The sequence below is a fragment of the Natronospirillum sp. genome (assembly GCF_022565775.1).
Taxonomy (GTDB): Bacteria; Pseudomonadota; Gammaproteobacteria; order Pseudomonadales; family Natronospirillaceae; genus Natronospirillum.
This window is the reverse complement of record NZ_JAIUMC010000080.1, coordinates 1-14911: the sequence shown is the minus strand read 5'-3', so window position 1 is coordinate 14911 and position 14911 is coordinate 1. Positions and strand designations below refer to the sequence as shown.

14 protein-coding genes and 1 pseudogene are annotated in these 14911 nt (G+C 59.8%); 8 read left to right on the top strand and 7 right to left on the bottom strand.

What is annotated here, in order from left to right; genetic code table 11:
* A pseudogene (locus LAT62_RS12905) lies at positions 1-596 on the top strand (sulfate adenylyltransferase subunit CysN); the annotation flags it as partial.
* Between the two features lie 294 nt (positions 597-890).
* On the opposite strand, the gene yegQ reads toward LAT62_RS12905, so the two are convergent.
* The 4 genes from yegQ to LAT62_RS12885 are packed head-to-tail and all read right to left on the bottom strand — an operon-like array spanning position 891 to position 5895.
* Complete coding sequence (gene yegQ, locus LAT62_RS12900) at positions 891-2258, bottom strand: tRNA 5-hydroxyuridine modification protein YegQ (RefSeq protein ID WP_293384553.1); 1368 nt, start codon at positions 2256-2258, stop codon at positions 891-893.
* Between the two features lie 7 nt (positions 2259-2265).
* Positions 2266-3342 (bottom strand): alpha/beta hydrolase, encoded by a 1077-nt coding sequence (locus LAT62_RS12895; protein ID WP_293384550.1) that lies wholly within the window; start codon positions 3340-3342, stop codon positions 2266-2268.
* Positions 3335-4822, bottom strand: coding sequence for a DUF3482 domain-containing protein (locus tag LAT62_RS12890; protein ID WP_293384547.1), 1488 nt, complete (start codon positions 4820-4822; stop codon positions 3335-3337). Before LAT62_RS12890 ends, LAT62_RS12895 begins: the two co-directional genes overlap by 8 nt.
* On the bottom strand, positions 4819-5895 hold the full coding sequence (locus tag LAT62_RS12885) for a DUF2868 domain-containing protein (RefSeq protein ID WP_293384544.1): 1077 nt from the start codon (positions 5893-5895) through the stop codon (positions 4819-4821). Before LAT62_RS12885 ends, LAT62_RS12890 begins: the two co-directional genes overlap by 4 nt.
* Positions 5896-6107: 212 nt before the next feature.
* Between LAT62_RS12885 and LAT62_RS12880 the strand changes: the two genes are divergently transcribed.
* Together LAT62_RS12880 and LAT62_RS12875 are read left to right on the top strand one after the other, a co-directional pair.
* Complete coding sequence (locus LAT62_RS12880) at positions 6108-6416, top strand: isoamylase early set domain-containing protein (RefSeq protein ID WP_293384541.1); 309 nt, start codon at positions 6108-6110, stop codon at positions 6414-6416.
* A 22-nt stretch (positions 6417-6438) separates the two neighbouring features.
* Positions 6439-6594, top strand: a complete 156-nt coding sequence (locus tag LAT62_RS12875) for a hypothetical protein (RefSeq protein ID WP_293384538.1) — start codon at positions 6439-6441, stop codon at positions 6592-6594.
* Positions 6595-6607: 13 nt separating this feature from the next.
* Here LAT62_RS12875 and LAT62_RS12870 read toward each other — a convergent pair whose 3' ends face one another.
* Together LAT62_RS12870 and LAT62_RS12865 are read right to left on the bottom strand one after the other, a co-directional pair.
* The gene (locus tag LAT62_RS12870) at positions 6608-7219 is read right to left on the bottom strand and encodes a riboflavin synthase subunit alpha (protein WP_293384535.1); all 612 of its coding nucleotides are present in this window, start codon (positions 7217-7219) and stop codon (positions 6608-6610) included.
* A 45-nt stretch (positions 7220-7264) separates the two neighbouring features.
* Positions 7265-7609 carry a DUF2185 domain-containing protein gene (locus LAT62_RS12865; protein WP_293384532.1) on the bottom strand — a complete coding sequence of 115 codons (345 nt, stop codon included), beginning with the start codon at positions 7607-7609 and terminating at the stop codon, positions 7265-7267.
* Between the two features lie 442 nt (positions 7610-8051).
* Here LAT62_RS12865 and LAT62_RS12860 point away from each other — a divergent pair, with 442 nt between their 5' ends.
* From LAT62_RS12860 to LAT62_RS12850, 3 genes are all read left to right on the top strand, one after another.
* Positions 8052-8240, top strand: a complete 189-nt coding sequence (locus LAT62_RS12860) for a hypothetical protein (protein ID WP_293384529.1) — start codon at positions 8052-8054, stop codon at positions 8238-8240.
* A 101-nt stretch (positions 8241-8341) separates the two neighbouring features.
* Positions 8342-10147 carry a M61 family metallopeptidase gene (locus LAT62_RS12855; RefSeq protein WP_293384526.1) on the top strand — a complete coding sequence of 602 codons (1806 nt, stop codon included), beginning with the start codon at positions 8342-8344 and terminating at the stop codon, positions 10145-10147.
* Between the two features lie 42 nt (positions 10148-10189).
* Complete coding sequence (locus tag LAT62_RS12850; protein ID WP_293384523.1) at positions 10190-10651, top strand: DUF1499 domain-containing protein; 462 nt, start codon at positions 10190-10192, stop codon at positions 10649-10651.
* 8 nt (positions 10652-10659) lie between these two features.
* Here the strand turns inward: LAT62_RS12850 and LAT62_RS12845 are convergent, their stop codons facing one another.
* Complete coding sequence (locus tag LAT62_RS12845; protein WP_293384519.1) at positions 10660-11355, bottom strand: lysoplasmalogenase family protein; 696 nt, start codon at positions 11353-11355, stop codon at positions 10660-10662.
* 296 nt (positions 11356-11651) lie between these two features.
* On the opposite strand from LAT62_RS12845, the gene LAT62_RS12840 reads away from it, so the two are divergent.
* A complete protein-coding gene (locus tag LAT62_RS12840; RefSeq protein ID WP_293384516.1) occupies positions 11652-13796 on the top strand; it encodes an adenosylcobalamin-dependent ribonucleoside-diphosphate reductase in 2145 nt (714 codons plus the stop codon).
* 12 nt (positions 13797-13808) lie between these two features.
* Positions 13809-14510, top strand: a complete 702-nt coding sequence (locus LAT62_RS12835; protein WP_293384513.1) for an NrdJb — start codon at positions 13809-13811, stop codon at positions 14508-14510.
* The last annotated feature ends 401 nt before the right edge of the window (positions 14511-14911 follow it).

Below are 14911 nucleotides of genomic sequence, written 5' to 3'. Positions count from 1 at the left end.
TGATGACACCGGGCAAGCAATATGACTTCAAGGTGGGCGTCAGCACCAGTGCCGGTGTGGTCAGCCATCTGTTCAACCGGATTGATGTCAATACGCTGGCCGATCAGCCGGGAGACAAGCTGAACCTGAATGAAATCGGCCACTGTGAAATCACGCTGAACCGCGAAGTGGTATTCGACAGCTACAAGCAGAATCGCTGGACCGGCTCCTTCATCGTGATTGATCGTCTGACCAACGTGACGGTCGGTGCGGGCATGATCGAGCGCACGGTGGAAGGCAGCAGTGAACTGAAGCCGATCAGCGATGAAGAGCGCCAGCGCCGCTTCGGGCAGCAGCCTGCCACCGTGGTGCTGGCCAGCGACCGCAACGGGGATCTGGCCGCCGCCGTGGAGCGCCTGCTGTTTGATTCCGGGCACCTGAGTGTCACCGTCAGCGCCGCAGATGCCCGCAGCGTGGCGCCCTATATCGAGGCAGCAGGTCTGCTTGCCTTGGTCAGCGGCAAGCCGGATGGTGATCTCGGTTTTGGCGTGACGCTGGAGGCCGACACGGCAGCCGATGTGCTGGAAGCGCTGTTGCAGCAGGGCATTCTGTCGTAGGTCGCCCTGGTTCAAATAGCGCGGGCAAGCCCGCTGGCCTACAAATGAGGCGTCATTGAAACCTGGTGCCTCGGGTTACCGAGCGCGGGCAAGCCCGCTGGCCTACAAATGAGCCGCCATTGAAACCTGGTGCCTCGGGTTACCAAGCGCGGGCAAGCCCGCTGGCCTACAAATAAGGCATCATTGAAACCTGGTGCCTCGGGTTACCAAGCGCGGGCAAGCCCGCTGGCCTACAAATGAGGCGTCATTCAAACCTGGTGCCTCGGGTTACCAAGCGCGGGCAAGCCCGCTGGCCTACAGGTCGCGCATCAGCAGGCCGAACGCCCCGGCACTGGCCGGGAGTTCGGCCGGCACGGCCAGTGATACCCGATAGTCCGACCCGGGCACCTCGTCGATCTGGCGCCCATTTTTCTGCAGCCGTACATCCTCCACCTGAAAGCGCTGATTGCCCTCGGGCGTCATCAGCTCGACCCAATCCCCCTGGCCGAACTTGTTCTTCGCCCGTAGCAGCAGGCGTTCACCGTCCAGGCCTTCGGCCTCCGCCACGAACTGCTGACGGGTCGACACGGATCGGCCCTGCGTGTAGTTCTGATAGCTGTCATGCGTGTGGCGCCGATAAAACCCTTCCGTATAGCCCCGGTTGGCGAGCCCGTCGAGTTGATACAGCAGATCCGGATTGAAGGGCCTGCCCTCGACCGCATCGGTAATGGCCTGTCGGTAGGTCTGTGCCGTGCGGGCGGTGTAATAATGCGACTTGGTGCGCCCTTCTATCTTCAGCGAGTGCACACCGATGCGCGTCAGCCGCTCGATGTGCTGCACGGCCCGCAGGTCCTTGGAATTCATGATGTAGGTGCCGTGCTCATCTTCCCAGGCAGGCATCTGCTCCCCCGGATGCCTGGGGTCTTCCAGCAGCCAGACGCCGTCGACCGGCGCGCCTTCGCCCAGCACCGGTGCCTGCGGCTGACTGTCGGAGGCAATACGGTCCTGTTGCGGGGTCCACACTGCCGGATCCTTCGGGATGATGTCGCCGGTGATGTCCGTCTTGCCTTCATGGGTCTTGTATTCCCAGCGGCAGGCATTGGTGCAGGTGCCCTGATTGGGGTCGCGCCGGTTGAGATAGCCGGACAGCAGGCAGCGGCCGGAATAGGCAATGCACAGCGCCCCGTGCACAAAGACTTCAAGCTCCATCTCCGGCACATGGTGGCGAATGTCCTCGACTTCATCGAGCGACAGTTCCCGCGACAGAATCACCCGCTCCACACCCTGACGATGCCAGAACTTCACTGTCGCCCAGTTGACGGCATTGGCCTGCACGGAGAGATGTATCGGCATGTCCGGCCAGGCTTCACGCACCAGCATGATCAGCCCGGGGTCCGACATGATCAGCGCATCCGGCTGCAGATCAATCACCGGCGCCATGTCCTTCAGATAGGTCTTGATCTTGGCATTGTGGGGCGCGATGTTGCTCGCCAGATAGAACTGCTTGCCTTGCTCGTGGGCCTCCCGAATTCCTATTTCCAGGTTCTGCAGCGTGAAGTCATTCTCGCGCACGCGCAGGCTGTAACGCGGCTGTCCGGCATAGACGGCATCCGCCCCATAGGCAAAGGCATAGCGCATGTTGCGCAATGTGCCGGCCGGTGACAGCAGTTCGGGACGTTGCATGGTGTAACTACTCCTGCGCCCTGGCGGCGCCTGTCTCTAAGTCCGCCTCCACAGAGGCGCGAGCCTGCTCGGCCTTGGCGGCGGGCAGTCGGGTCAGAAAATCCCGGAATGACTGAATGACATCCGAGTTGTTTTGCGGCGCCATGATATCACCGACAAAGACATGCGGGGACTCCCCTTGGGCCACGGTAAACCAGCGGAACAGCTTGGGCTCGCCACCCCATCGATCAAACAGGTCACGGGCAAACTGGGCATCCACGACCGGGTCTTCAGGACTGCACTGAATCATCAGGGGTACATTGAACGTTTCAACCGGAGCATGCTGTACCTGTTCCAGCAGCAGCTCCATCTGAATCAGGGCCCGGTTGCCGTAATTGGTCGACCAGTACTTCTGCTGTCTGGGGTCCAGACTGTGCCAGCGTTTTTCCGGGCTCACCACCTGCGGCAACCAGTAGTCTGCTCCGGGCCAGGTCAACAGGAATGCCAGTGGGTTGCGCACCTTGAAGTTGGGTGCCATACACAGCAGCGCCCGCACCTTTTCACTTACGCCGGGCTGCTGCAGCAGCCAGACCGCCGAAGCTGCACCGGTGGACGTCGCCACGACGACCACCTGATCGCCCAGGGCGCGGGCCATCAGCCAGAACTCCCAGACCGACTCGAGCCAGGCGGCGCCATCCACCTCACTCATCGCCTGATCGCCCATGCCGTGGCCGGCGATGCGGGCATACACCGCATTGGCTTCATCGCGCTGCGCCAGAGTCTCGGTAACAGGCGCCGTTTCCTGCCGACAGGCCGACAGCCCGTGCAGGTACAGATAGCAGACCCGAGTGCGGGCCGGGTGTTTCGGCTCATGAAACCGGATGATGGCCTCCGCGCCGGGAATGATTCGAGGCTCCGTCCGTTCGCGCTGCACCAGAGCTGCCGCCAGTTTCCGCGGGTCATCGGCATGCCAGTAATCGGGCAGTTCGGCGGGCAGATCAGGGGTGCGCAACCTGGGCCGTCGCCAGCGATGCAGCTTTACTTTCCAGCACAGCACCAGAAGCAGCGCCACTGCCAATGCCAGCCAGACGATTGCACTAGTCATGACGCCTCCACACAGACTGCTCCTGAGAGTGTAGTGCCTGATCCAGATGTTCGGTCAGCGTTTTGCTGATCCATTTCATCAGCCTTCCCTGTGCACTGGCGGACCAGGACTTGCCGGGCATGGCCAGCCGGCCCATCAATGGTCGCTGAATGGCTCTCGCCCACTGCAGCAGTCGCGCCTGCTCGTCGCGTGGCCAGTCGGCGGCCGTGGTGCGCAGCGCCAGTGCATCACGCTGTGCATGCGGGCGCAGCCAGAGCTGCCGAGTCAGGGTCAGTGCCCGGGCCATGACGACCAGCGGGAAGTTGGGGTGACGCACCGGCCCCATGATCTGCTGCTCACGGACCATGGGCAGACGACGCAGCCAGGACTGTTTTCCGGAAGCACTCCCGCCTTCATTGCCGGACAACTGTCGACCGGCCCACCAGCCACTGGCGGAGCCAATCAAACCACCCGAGAGTGCCCCCAGCATCAGCGAACTGCCGCCCAGGCCGGCATCTACAGCCAGCCCCCCTGCTGCCCCGGCGCCCCCGGACACCAGCAGCAGGTCTCGCTGTTTCAGCCCCCAGAGCGTCCAGGTCTCCGAATGCATCAGACTGTCCGGCCCCAGATCCCAGTCAACCACCTGTTCCAGCCGCGCCTGATGGTGCCCCCAGCCTGACGCCAACTGGCGGAAAAAAGCCTGTTCTCTGGCGACCAGTTGCGCCATCAGTTGTTCTCTGGCTTGCTCGGGCTGCGTTGCACCGGCCGCCTTCAATCTGATATGACAGGCCATCTGTTCACACCAGTATTGCGCCAGCGCGCGACTGGCTTCACCCAATCTGTCCTGATCGCGGCGGGCCAGCTCCGCGCAAAGGCGCGCGATGGGCTGCTGCCATTCGGCGGTCAGCTCGCCCAGTGCCCGCAGCAGTGACTGCCGAGCCGGCAGAGTGGCCGCCAGCGGGTTGAACTCTCTCACCCACTGAAAATACTGGTTCAGAGTGCGCGCCCATGTATTGTCCGTCAGTTCTCCCGCCAGGGGCTGCATCGGGTTGATCACCGCCATTCGCGGCTGTCCGGTCCAGCGCAGAATCTCCATCTCCGCTTCATCCGCTGCGGTCACCGGCTGTGCCGCATCCACAACATACAGGATGCCGGCGCCTGCCATGACGGGGCGCAGCAATTCACATTCGTCCGGAAAACGCTGCTGGTGCTCCGGCTCGGCCAGAAACGCCCTGACCCGCTCCGGCCTTTGCGCCGGAGCCACCGATTCTGCCTGCAGCCAGGCCAGCGCCTGGCGGGCGCGCTGGAACCCCGGGGTATCGGTCAGCGACAGCATGACCTGCCCATCCATGATGAACTCGAAGGTATCGGCATGCCGCGTCGTGCCCGACTCGGCGCCGACCCGGACACTGTCATTCTCTGCCAGCGTCGAGACAATGGACGACTTGCCTTTGTTGGGGTGGCCAACCACACACAGGTGAGGTGCACGCCGAATGTTCACAAACCAGGCTCCTGTCCATCAGGCTCATTGTCGTCGACCACCCAGACCAGGCCGTGCCGGCGGGCAAACGCCTGCCAACTGACCAGATGGCGCTCTGCTACGGTGTCACCGGAGGGTACCGCATACAGCCCCTGCTCGGTGACGCCGCGTGACTGCGCATGCGCCACCAGGTCACTCAACTCCGCTACCGGAGAGCGCTGCACCGCCACCTGCCAGAGCAGGCGACGATTCCCTTCAGCCAGCACCTGATTCAGACGTTCCAGATCAGCGGCCCAATCCTTGTCGCCCAGCGTACAGGCCGCCCCGGACTGGGCCTGCTCCCAGTTGATTTGCAGCACTTTGTCTGTAGTCCAACGGCCCAGTGGCGCTGTGACCAGGCCGCTGTCCGGCAGGGTGTCCCCCGAATCGTCGCTGCTGCCCCGGATCACCATGCCGGCACGATTCAGGCGGTGCAACTGCCAGGAGGCCAGCCCGGCCAGACCAAGGCGCGGCAGCAGGTTGTAAAACAGCAGAGAGGCCAGCAGGAAAGGCCACCAGTCACCGGCGCGCTCGGTGGTTCCCTGCTCCGGTGCAATGCGCTGAAACCGGGTGGCGTCGATCAGATCCGCATCGGGGGCCGCTGCCGACCAAAGCCATTGCCAAGGCAGGCTGATGGCCTGCGCCAGCCCGACCATGGACTGCTCGCCGGTGAGCACCGTTGAGCTCCAGCCGAATGCCAGATCGGTAAACAGCAACATGAAACCGAAGCCCAGTAGCATGCCCACCGCCACCAGACACCAAAGTTGTTGCAGCAACAGCAGCATCTGCCAGCGCGCCCGAGGCTCGGGAAACCAGGAAAACTCGCGCCCGGCCAGGCGAAACAGCCAGGGGCGCCCGGTGCTCTGTAATGACCAGAGCAGGGATACCAGCGCACCGAACAGGGGCAACCCGGCCCACAGCAACCAGATGTGAAACACGTTGATCCGGCCCTCGGGGCTGTAACCGAGGCTGCCCACCGCGAGCAGCAGCCCTGCCGCCAGGGCCAGCATTACCAGCAGCCAAATGGGCATGGGCGGGATCATGGACTGAGTCATGTTGACGGGCAATTCCTGTCTGGCGTGGTCTTTGAACGGGCTGGCCTCGAGATCTGGCATGGCCCTTGTATAAGTCCATTATGTCAGGTCTGGGCGCTGTTGGCAGGCAACCCTGAGCAGGCCTGTCATGAAAGGGTAAAACCACCCACCCGCTGCAGTATTCGTCGTCGTTCCGGATATACTGGAGCCGCTCTTGAAAAGAGGACATTCCGATGAGCATTAAGAAACGCTATCTCAAATCCAAACCCGTCTGCAAGTGCACCTTCGAATTGCCGTCCGAGGCTGCGGGCGATGCCAGCGAAGTCTACCTCGTCGGTGATTTCAACGCTTGGGACGCTGAGGCGCAGCCCATGCGTCGTCTGCGTAATGGTACCTTCAAGGCCGAGCTTGATCTACCGGCCGGTCAGTCCTTCGCTTTCCGGTATCGGCGCAACGATGGTTCATGGGAGAATGACTGGGCGGCCGATGACTATCAGCCGGTTCCTGAGCTGGGTGTGGACAACTCGGTCGTGCGCCTGTAAGTCCTGCAGAGGAGAGTCGAGCATGATCTTGAACAAGCTGAAAACTACCGTCACCCTGTTGCTGCTGGCCGCGTTCCTGGCTGCCTGCACCAGTACACCGGAAGAACGCAAGCCGGATCAGGACATGCTCGATCGGCGTGATGATGCCATGGACGAACTGGACCGTTATACGCAGTAAGCGTGGCTGCCCTCTAAGCAGTCCGCTGGGCCAGTACTCTTTCCACCGTATCCACCACCGCTCGGGTCTGGCTGTCGATCTCGATATTGACCGGGCGACCTTCAGTGGCCTCACCCAGTGTGGTCAGAGCCAGTGTTTCCGGTATCAGACTGATCGTGAACCCGTCTTCGGTCACGTCCACAATCGTCAGTGACGCGCCGTCCACACCGATATAGCCTTTGGCAAATACATACGGTTGCACTTCCGCCGGCGCCGAGATGCGCAGCAGGCGACCATGGCCCAGCGTCTGTATCTCGGTGATTTCGCCCATGGCTGCGACATGCCCCGACAACAGATGCCCTCCCACTTCGTCCGAGGCCTTCATGGCCCGTTCGAAGTTGACCTGATCGCCGTCCCGACGCTGCCCCAGCGTGGTGATATCCAGGGTCACTTTCATCACATCGAAAAAGGCCAGGTTTTCCTGTACACCGGTCACGGTGAGGCAGGCGCCATCAAGCGCTACCGAAGCGCCCGTGCGCACATCTTCAATCTTGCCGGCAGGAAAACGCACCGCCAGTCGGGCCAGGTCCTGGTCTGACTGCACGCTTTCGATGACTGCCTTGCCCTGCACAATACCGGTGAACATACTTGAGTCCTGTGTGGCCAGTTGGTTGGCTTTCTGTGTTCGAAGTCAGTCGGGAATGTGATAGTCCGTTACCGGAACCCAGTCATTGCGCCCGGGCAAGCGCTCCCAGACACTGCCGACTTCCGACTTCTCGATCAACTCACCAATACTGGGGTCCATACGCATCATGCAGTCCAGTGGTGCTACCAGTGCGCTGCCCTCCTGTTGCAGGAACTCATCTGATTCCAGTCCGGAATAGAAGCGAAAGCCGGTATCATTGCGATGATCGGGAGATTCCTTGTAGAAAAACCGGATCGGCAGCGGGCGCTCATTCAGAATCATGCTGGAGGCCAGACAGAGATGTCCCTGGTCCTGCATGGGGATGGATGCGCGGCTGACGGCTTCGCTCATAATGACTCCTGCACTGCCTATGACGGTTTCGAACGGGGCGCGCATTATAGGAGTCGCCTGACAGCTTGAGAAGCCTGCCTGCCAAAATTCCGGTACCTTGAGGGCCGCTTTGGTAAAACCTGTTTCCAGATCAGGTGGTTATAATTGTTACATTTTGTAATCGAAACTGACCTGTATCAACACATTGTGCACAAGACGACCACTGTACCCCTCATGACATGGTCATTTCAGTGAAAATGCCCTGCCTGACCGTGTCAATCGCACTACACTTGTGGCAAGAAATGAAGGCTGCGGTTGATCCGAACAGGGTCAGACCGCATATAACGGAGTAGGTACAAGATAAACAGACCTGTTTGCTGGTCGCTGATCAGACGAAATATGGAATCCAGGCAGCCCTCGCGGCATGGACAAATGACGACAGGGTCACTGAGAGGTGTTAAGGATGGATGTAAAGACAGAACTGGAAACACTGGAGCAGGCCATTACGGATGCAGAAGAGCGCAAGCGTCAGTTCGTCAGAGAGCACCCCAACGGGGCGGGCGACAGGACAGAACGTACCCGGCTGTACGCAGAGGTGGAACGGGCGCGCAAAGCGCTGCGGGAGTACAAGATCAAGCATCAGCTGATTTGACGTCAGCACCGGGCTGGCTTACTTTCAGACCCCCATCGTCAGGGCGTGGCACTTTCGCAGTCTCGCCCTGCCCCAGTCACCTTGCAGTTGTACGGTAAGTCATGATTCGTTATTCAATCCGGCCCGCCAACCCAGCGGCGCATCTGTTTCGAGTTACACTGACACTGACCTCTCCGGAACGGGAGCAGGGGTTCCAGATGCCCGCCTGGATCCCGGGCTCCTACATGATCCGCAATTTTTCCCGCCACATCATCGGCCTGCAGGCTGAAGACGAACACGGTCAAACCCTGGCGGTAAGACAGATCGACAAACAGAGCTGGGCTCTGGCGGCGGACGCGCTGCCACAGCAGGTAACGCTGAGTTACGACGTCTATGCCTGGGATCGCTCCGTACGCGCGGCGCATCTTGACCGCACGCACGGCTATTTCAATGGCAGCAGTGTATTTCTGTGCGTCACGGGTCGCGAAGACGATCCCTGTGAGGTCGATATCCTGCCACCGGAGGCGCCGGTCGAAGGCAACTGGCGGGTGGCCACGGCGATGACCACCGCCGGGGCTGAACCCTGGAGCTTCGGCCCCTACAAGGCCGACAATTATGAAGAGTTGATCGACCACCCGGTTGAAATGACCGAATTTACCCCTGGCTACTTCAAGGCCTGTGGGGTGCCGCACCATATCGTGATCAGTGGCCGCCACCGGGTCGACATGGAACGCCTGGAGCGCGATCTGCAGGCCATTTGCGAGCATCACATCGGTTTCTGGGGCGAGCCGGCCCCGATGCGTCGCTATCTGTTCATGACCATGGCCACCGGTGACGGCTATGGCGGACTGGAGCACCGGGCGTCCACCTCACTGATGGCCAAGCGGGACGACCTGCCACGCCCCGGCCTTGACGCCCCTACCAGTGGCTACCTCAATTATCTCGGGCTGTGCTCGCACGAGTATTTCCACACCTGGAACGTGAAGCGCCTGAAGCCGGCCGTGTTCCATCCCTATCCGTTGCAACAGGAAGCCTACACCGAGCTGCTCTGGTGGTTCGAGGGCATTACCTCCTACTATGACGATCTTGGCGTGCTGCGCGCCGGTTGCAGCACTGTCGAGGCCTATCTGGAAATGCTGGGCCAGACGATCACCCGGGTATACCGGGGCGAGGGGCGTTTCAGGCAGACACTGACCGAAAGCAGCTTCAATGCCTGGACCAAGTTCTATCTGCAGGACGAAAACGCTCCCAACGCCATCGTCAGCTATTACGCCAAAGGGGAGCTGTTTGCGCTACTGCTGGATCTGGCCATTCGCGAACGCACCAGCGGACAGCAAAGCCTGGATGATCTGGTACATGCTGCCTGGGCCAACTGGCATCAGGACGGCATGCCGGAAGACGGCGTGCCCGAACTTGCCAAACAACATATCAACTGTGATCTGAGCGACCTGTTCCATCTAGGGCTGAATAGCACCGATGATCTGCCGCTGCAGGACTACCTGGCCCGCTTTGGGGTAACGCTGGACTGGGGCACACCCCTCTCTCTGGGCATGCCAGGCGGCAAAAGGGCGCTGCTGAAGCCGGAGCAGGTCAATCTGGGCGCCGTTTTCGAGGCCGATCCTGCCGGTGCGCGGGTGCGGGCCGTGCTGCAGAACAGTGCTGCCCAGCAGGCCGGACTGTCGGCCGGGGATGTGGTCGTCGCGGTGAATGGCATTCAGACCAGCCAGGGGCGCATCGAAACCCAGGTGGCGGAATTCCAGCCCGGTGATCGTTTCAGCCTGCACTATTTTCGCTATGACGAACTGCGCGAAACAGAGGTCACGGCAGAAGTCGGGGCCGCCACCACAGCAGCCCTGACGGTCAACGACAGGGCTCTGGCCAGGAGTTGGCTCGGTGAGGATGTCCGGTTTGCGCAGCGGGAAGGCTGATGCAGTCCTGCCTGACCAATGACTAGTAAAGGAGTAAAAACCATGTTCCACCTGCTGATAGGCCTGCTGATTCTGGCTCTTGTTGTGACGTTGCTGCTGCGTCTGGTAGTCAACCCCTTGTCCGGCTCTGCCGCAGGCGGCCTGACCGACCAGTATGCGCTGACGGGCTGCGTGCGCACCACCAATTGCGTATCCAGTCAGGAAGCGACTGACTCATACGGCTACATAGCGCCACTCGAAACAGGGCAGGCAGACGGGTCACTGGACAAAGCGGCTTCCGTGCTGAAGAACGCCGGCCCGCACCATATCGTCAAACAGGATGAACGTTATCTGCATGCGGTATTTACCACGCCGCTGATGGGCTACCGGGATGACCTTGAACTGCTGGTGGACGCAGACAATCCGGGTCAGCTTCAGGTCCGCAGCAGTTCGCGCATCGGGCGCAATGATTTCGGCAAAAACCGGCAGCGCGTCGAGAAGCTTCGCCAGGCGCTCGCGCAATAGCGCGCCGGTCAGCCCGGCGCCTCCTCCTCATGGTCCAGAGCATAGCCGAACGGCGTCGTCAGTGGTGGCTGATACCAGAGTGGCGCATGCAGCACCAGAAAGTGACCGCCGTACCAGGCGAGTAGCGCATAGACACCGGCATTCGGCCCGCCGCCGATAAAGGCATTGTAGCCGGTCAGCCACTCACTCAAGGCCAGCAGGATTGCCCCGGGGATGGCAATCCAGTGGACCCGGCTGCACAGCAGCACAGCAGCTACGAACAGAGTCACCACCGTGATATAGACCACCAGTGCTTCATGAATCATGGTCGAGACAGTCCAGAGGCCGTTACCGGCGAGCAGCGCCCCCAGTACCACGGGAATCATCAACAGCCAGCGCAGATAGCCCATGGCCACCGTTTGTGCGGCCCACGTCAGGTAAGCCAGGTAGCCGCAGAGTGACAAGATCATGGCCAGGGTGAAATGCTCAGGCATCTGCGCGGCCACACCGGCCCCAGCGAAGATCAGCACACCCACCGGCAAGGAGAGACGCCGTTTCTGCTCGGCCGGCCACTGAAAGAAAACCCAGCAGGCCAGCAACACCAGGGGCAAGGGGCGCAGAACCCAGTTCAGCTCCGCAGTCACCAGGCCCATAGTGTCGTTGACCAGAAAGGCCAGAGTCAGAACCAGCCAGAGCAGGTAAAATCCAGCCACCAAAGGATTCATGAGGTACAGTTTCCCAATTCAGAATGGGCACACTCTACTGCCGGGAAGGACTTCGCGCAACGTTGACCCGCACCATGACTGGTTCACCGCCATGTCAACATCAGGGAACAAAAAAAGAAGATGAAAAATGCTTGCCACACACAAGGGGTAGTGGTTTAGAATCAACCAGACCACAACAGATAGTGTTTGTGCTCGACAATGGAAACGGGCAGCCGTAGGGGCCATGATGGCCTTTTCTCCCGTCAGTCGGGGCGCTGACACCCAAATCGACCACCCTTGGTATGGCAGGAACCACCATGACACAAACCACCCCGGCCGATCAGACCATCAGTATCGACTATCAGGAAGCTTCACTGGACATCTGGGACAAGAAATACCGACTGAAGGACGGTCGGGGGAACCCCGTTGATGACAGTATGCATGGCACCTTTGTGCGCGTCGCAGAAGCCATCGCCGCCGTAGAAAAGAACAAGAGCAAGCGCTCCGAGTGGCAACAGAAATTTACCTGGGCGCTGGAAAACGGCGCCATTCCGGCGGGCCGGATTCTGTCCAATGCCGGCGCGTTGGAACACAAGCCCGCCACATCGACTATCAACTGTACAGTCTCCGGCACGGTCACCGACTCGATGGACGGCATTCTGCAGAAAGTGCATGAAGCCGGCCTGACCCTGAAAGCCGGGTGCGGCATCGGCTATGAATTCTCTACCCTGCGTCCCCGCAATGCATTTGTCAGCGGTGCCGGTGCCTATACCTCCGGTCCCCTGTCTTTCATGGACATCTATGACCGCATGTGTTTCACCGTGTCATCCGCCGGCGGCCGACGTGGTGCCCAGATGGCCACCTTCGATGTCGGCCACCCCGATGTCCAGGAATTCGTGCGCGCCAAGCGCGAAGACGGCCGGTTGCGTCAGTTCAACCTGTCGCTGCTGATCACCGATGAATTCATGCAGGCCGTCATTGCCGATGATACCTGGGACCTGTCTTTCCCGCTGTCACATAAAGAGGCCGAGCGCGACGAGATCAATCTGCAGGACCCTGCCCAGGTCGTTTGGCGCGACTGGCACGTGAAGGACCCCTACATCACCAATGATGAAGACCAGGTCGCGTTCCGTATCTACAAGAGCATCAAGGCGCGTCATCTGTGGAACGCCATCATGTCGTCCACCTATGACTATGCCGAGCCGGGTTTCATTCTCATTGACCGGGTCAATGAAATGAACAACAACTGGTTCTGCGAGACAATCCGCGCCACCAACCCCTGTGGTGAACAGCCTCTGCCGCCTTACGGCAGCTGCCTGCTGGGCTCGGTCAACCTGACCCGTTTCATCGAAAAGCCCTTTACATCGGAAGCCCGCTTCAACTGGGAGAAATTCCGCGATGTGGTCAGCATCTTCACGCGCATGCTGGACAATGTAGTGGAAATCAACGGCCTGCCGCTGGAAGAGCAGCGTCGTGAAATCACCACCAAGCGGCGTCATGGCATGGGCTATCTCGGCCTCGGCTCCACCATCACCATGCTGGGCATGAAGTACGGGGACGCCGAGTCCGTCAGCTTCACCGAAGAAGTGACCAAGCAGATGGCGCTGGCAGGCTGGCATACCGGTTTGGAACTGGCGAAGGAAAAGGGCGCCGCACCCGTGCTGGAGCAGGAATTCGAGATCACGCCGGAAATGCTGCGTATGCGCCCGGAAATGGAAGCAGACGGGTATCAGGTAGGCGACAAATTGCCCGGCAAGATACTGCATGCCAAGTACAGCCGCTACATGCAACGGCTGGCCGAGGTGGATCCGGAACTGGTCAATGAACTGGCCAAGACCGGTGCCCGCTTCACCCACCACAGCTCCATTGCGCCGACTGGCACCATTTCCCTGTCCATGGCCAACAATGCCAGCAACGGCATCGAACCCAGCTTTGCACATCATTACTCGCGCAATGTGATTCGTGAACGGCGCAAGTCGAAAGAAAAGGTGGATGTATTCTCTTTCGAGCTGCTGGCGTATCGGCAGCTGATCAACGCCGAGGCCATGCCCTATACCGAAGACCCGGACAAGCAACTGCCCGACTATTTCATTACCGCTGACGATATTTCACCGAAGCAGCATGTGGATATTCAAGCGGCAGCACAGACCTGGATCGATTCGTCCATCTCCAAAACGGCCAATGTCCCGACCGACTATGCCTATGAGGACTTCAAGGACATCTATCTGTATGCCTATGAAAAGGGCCTGAAGGGCTGCACGACTTTCCGCTTCAATCCGGAGGCCTTCCAGGGCGTGCTGGTGAAGGAGAAGGATCTGGAAAACACCACCTATCGCTTTGTTCTCGAGGACGGCACCAAGATTGAGGCCAAGGGCAATGAAAAAGTGGACTACGACGGCGAGGAGCACACGGCAGCCAACCTGTTCGACGCCCTCAAAGAAGGCTACTACGGAAAATTCTGACGGAATATCATCATGACAGTACACAAGATCGACAAAAAAATTGTGGGCTACGAGGTGGTCAACGCAGAGAACACGGCAGAGAGGGAAGCCGAGGCTCTGGCGGCGGCGCCCAAGCTGCAGGAAATCCATGAAGCCCTGGACAGACCCGAAGTCCTGCTGGGCTCCACCTACAAGATCAAGACGCCCATGTCCGAGCATGCGCTCTATGTCACCATCAATGACATCGTGCTCAATGAAGGCACCGAACATGAACAGCGCTGGCCGTTCGAGGTGTTCATCAACTCGAAGAACATGGATCACTTTCAATGGGTGGTTGCACTGACCAGGCTGATGTCGGCCGTCTTCCGCAAAGGGGGTGATGTCACCTTCCTGGTGGAAGAGCTCAAGGCTGTTTTCGACCCTCAGGGCGGCTACTTCAAACCCGGTGGCAAGTTCATGCCCTCGCTGGTGGCCGAGATCGGTGATGCCATCGAACGCCACATGAAGATGATCGGCCTGATTCAGGAAGAAGGGCTGAGCCCACATCAGTTGGCACTGATCAATGAAAAGCGGGCTGAATACGACAAGATGAATGGCAAAAAGCAGGCACCCGTCGATGACAACGGCAGCTTTCCACCGGATGCCACCCTCTGCAACAAGTGCAATACCAAGGCAGTGGTGATGATGGATGGATGCCACACCTGCCTCAACTGTGGCGACTCCAAGTGCTCGTGAGGCACTGATCAAACCACCTGCGGCGGGCCAGGGACGGCCCGCAATCGAAAATAGCAATTTATTTTCAAACAGGGGCTGGCAATGCGCCTGAAAAAGGGTATCCTGCTCTTATCTTTTCAGGAAAAACGACCTTCTGGGTCGCCCGTGACATTATTTTCTCCGCGGCAAGTCTCCTCGAGTTCAAGCCCCCGAAACGTAAGTGCCACCCGCGTAACCCCAGAGATCAGCAACCTTTAAAGTTTGGACATAGCGTCCATTGGATGGCAGTCACCAGTTTGGTGTCTGCTCACGTGAGATCGTCGTATTGCAAGAGCAAGCGGCTATACACCCCGATTCTGGGGTCATTGTAAGAGAAGAGGAAAACATGTCAGGTCAAATTATTACCGGCACAGTAAAGTGGT

Coding starts and splice junctions, on each gene's coding strand:
- LAT62_RS12860 (WP_293384529.1), top strand. CDS start 8,052: ATGGATGTAAAGACAGAACTGGAAACACTGGAGCAGGCCATTACGGAT.
- LAT62_RS12870 (WP_293384535.1), bottom strand. CDS start 7,219: ATGTTCACCGGTATTGTGCAGGGCAAGGCAGTCATCGAAAGCGTGCAG.
- LAT62_RS12855 (WP_293384526.1), top strand. CDS start 8,342: ATGATTCGTTATTCAATCCGGCCCGCCAACCCAGCGGCGCATCTGTTT.
- LAT62_RS12875 (WP_293384538.1), top strand. CDS start 6,439: ATGATCTTGAACAAGCTGAAAACTACCGTCACCCTGTTGCTGCTGGCC.
- LAT62_RS12840 (WP_293384516.1), top strand. CDS start 11,652: ATGACACAAACCACCCCGGCCGATCAGACCATCAGTATCGACTATCAG.
- LAT62_RS12850 (WP_293384523.1), top strand. CDS start 10,190: ATGTTCCACCTGCTGATAGGCCTGCTGATTCTGGCTCTTGTTGTGACG.
- LAT62_RS12835 (WP_293384513.1), top strand. CDS start 13,809: ATGACAGTACACAAGATCGACAAAAAAATTGTGGGCTACGAGGTGGTC.
- LAT62_RS12865 (WP_293384532.1), bottom strand. CDS start 7,609: ATGAGCGAAGCCGTCAGCCGCGCATCCATCCCCATGCAGGACCAGGGA.
- LAT62_RS12880 (WP_293384541.1), top strand. CDS start 6,108: ATGAGCATTAAGAAACGCTATCTCAAATCCAAACCCGTCTGCAAGTGC.
- yegQ (WP_293384553.1), bottom strand. CDS start 2,258: ATGCAACGTCCCGAACTGCTGTCACCGGCCGGCACATTGCGCAACATG.
- LAT62_RS12885 (WP_293384544.1), bottom strand. CDS start 5,895: ATGACTCAGTCCATGATCCCGCCCATGCCCATTTGGCTGCTGGTAATG.
- LAT62_RS12895 (WP_293384550.1), bottom strand. CDS start 3,342: ATGACTAGTGCAATCGTCTGGCTGGCATTGGCAGTGGCGCTGCTTCTG.
- LAT62_RS12845 (WP_293384519.1), bottom strand. CDS start 11,355: ATGAATCCTTTGGTGGCTGGATTTTACCTGCTCTGGCTGGTTCTGACT.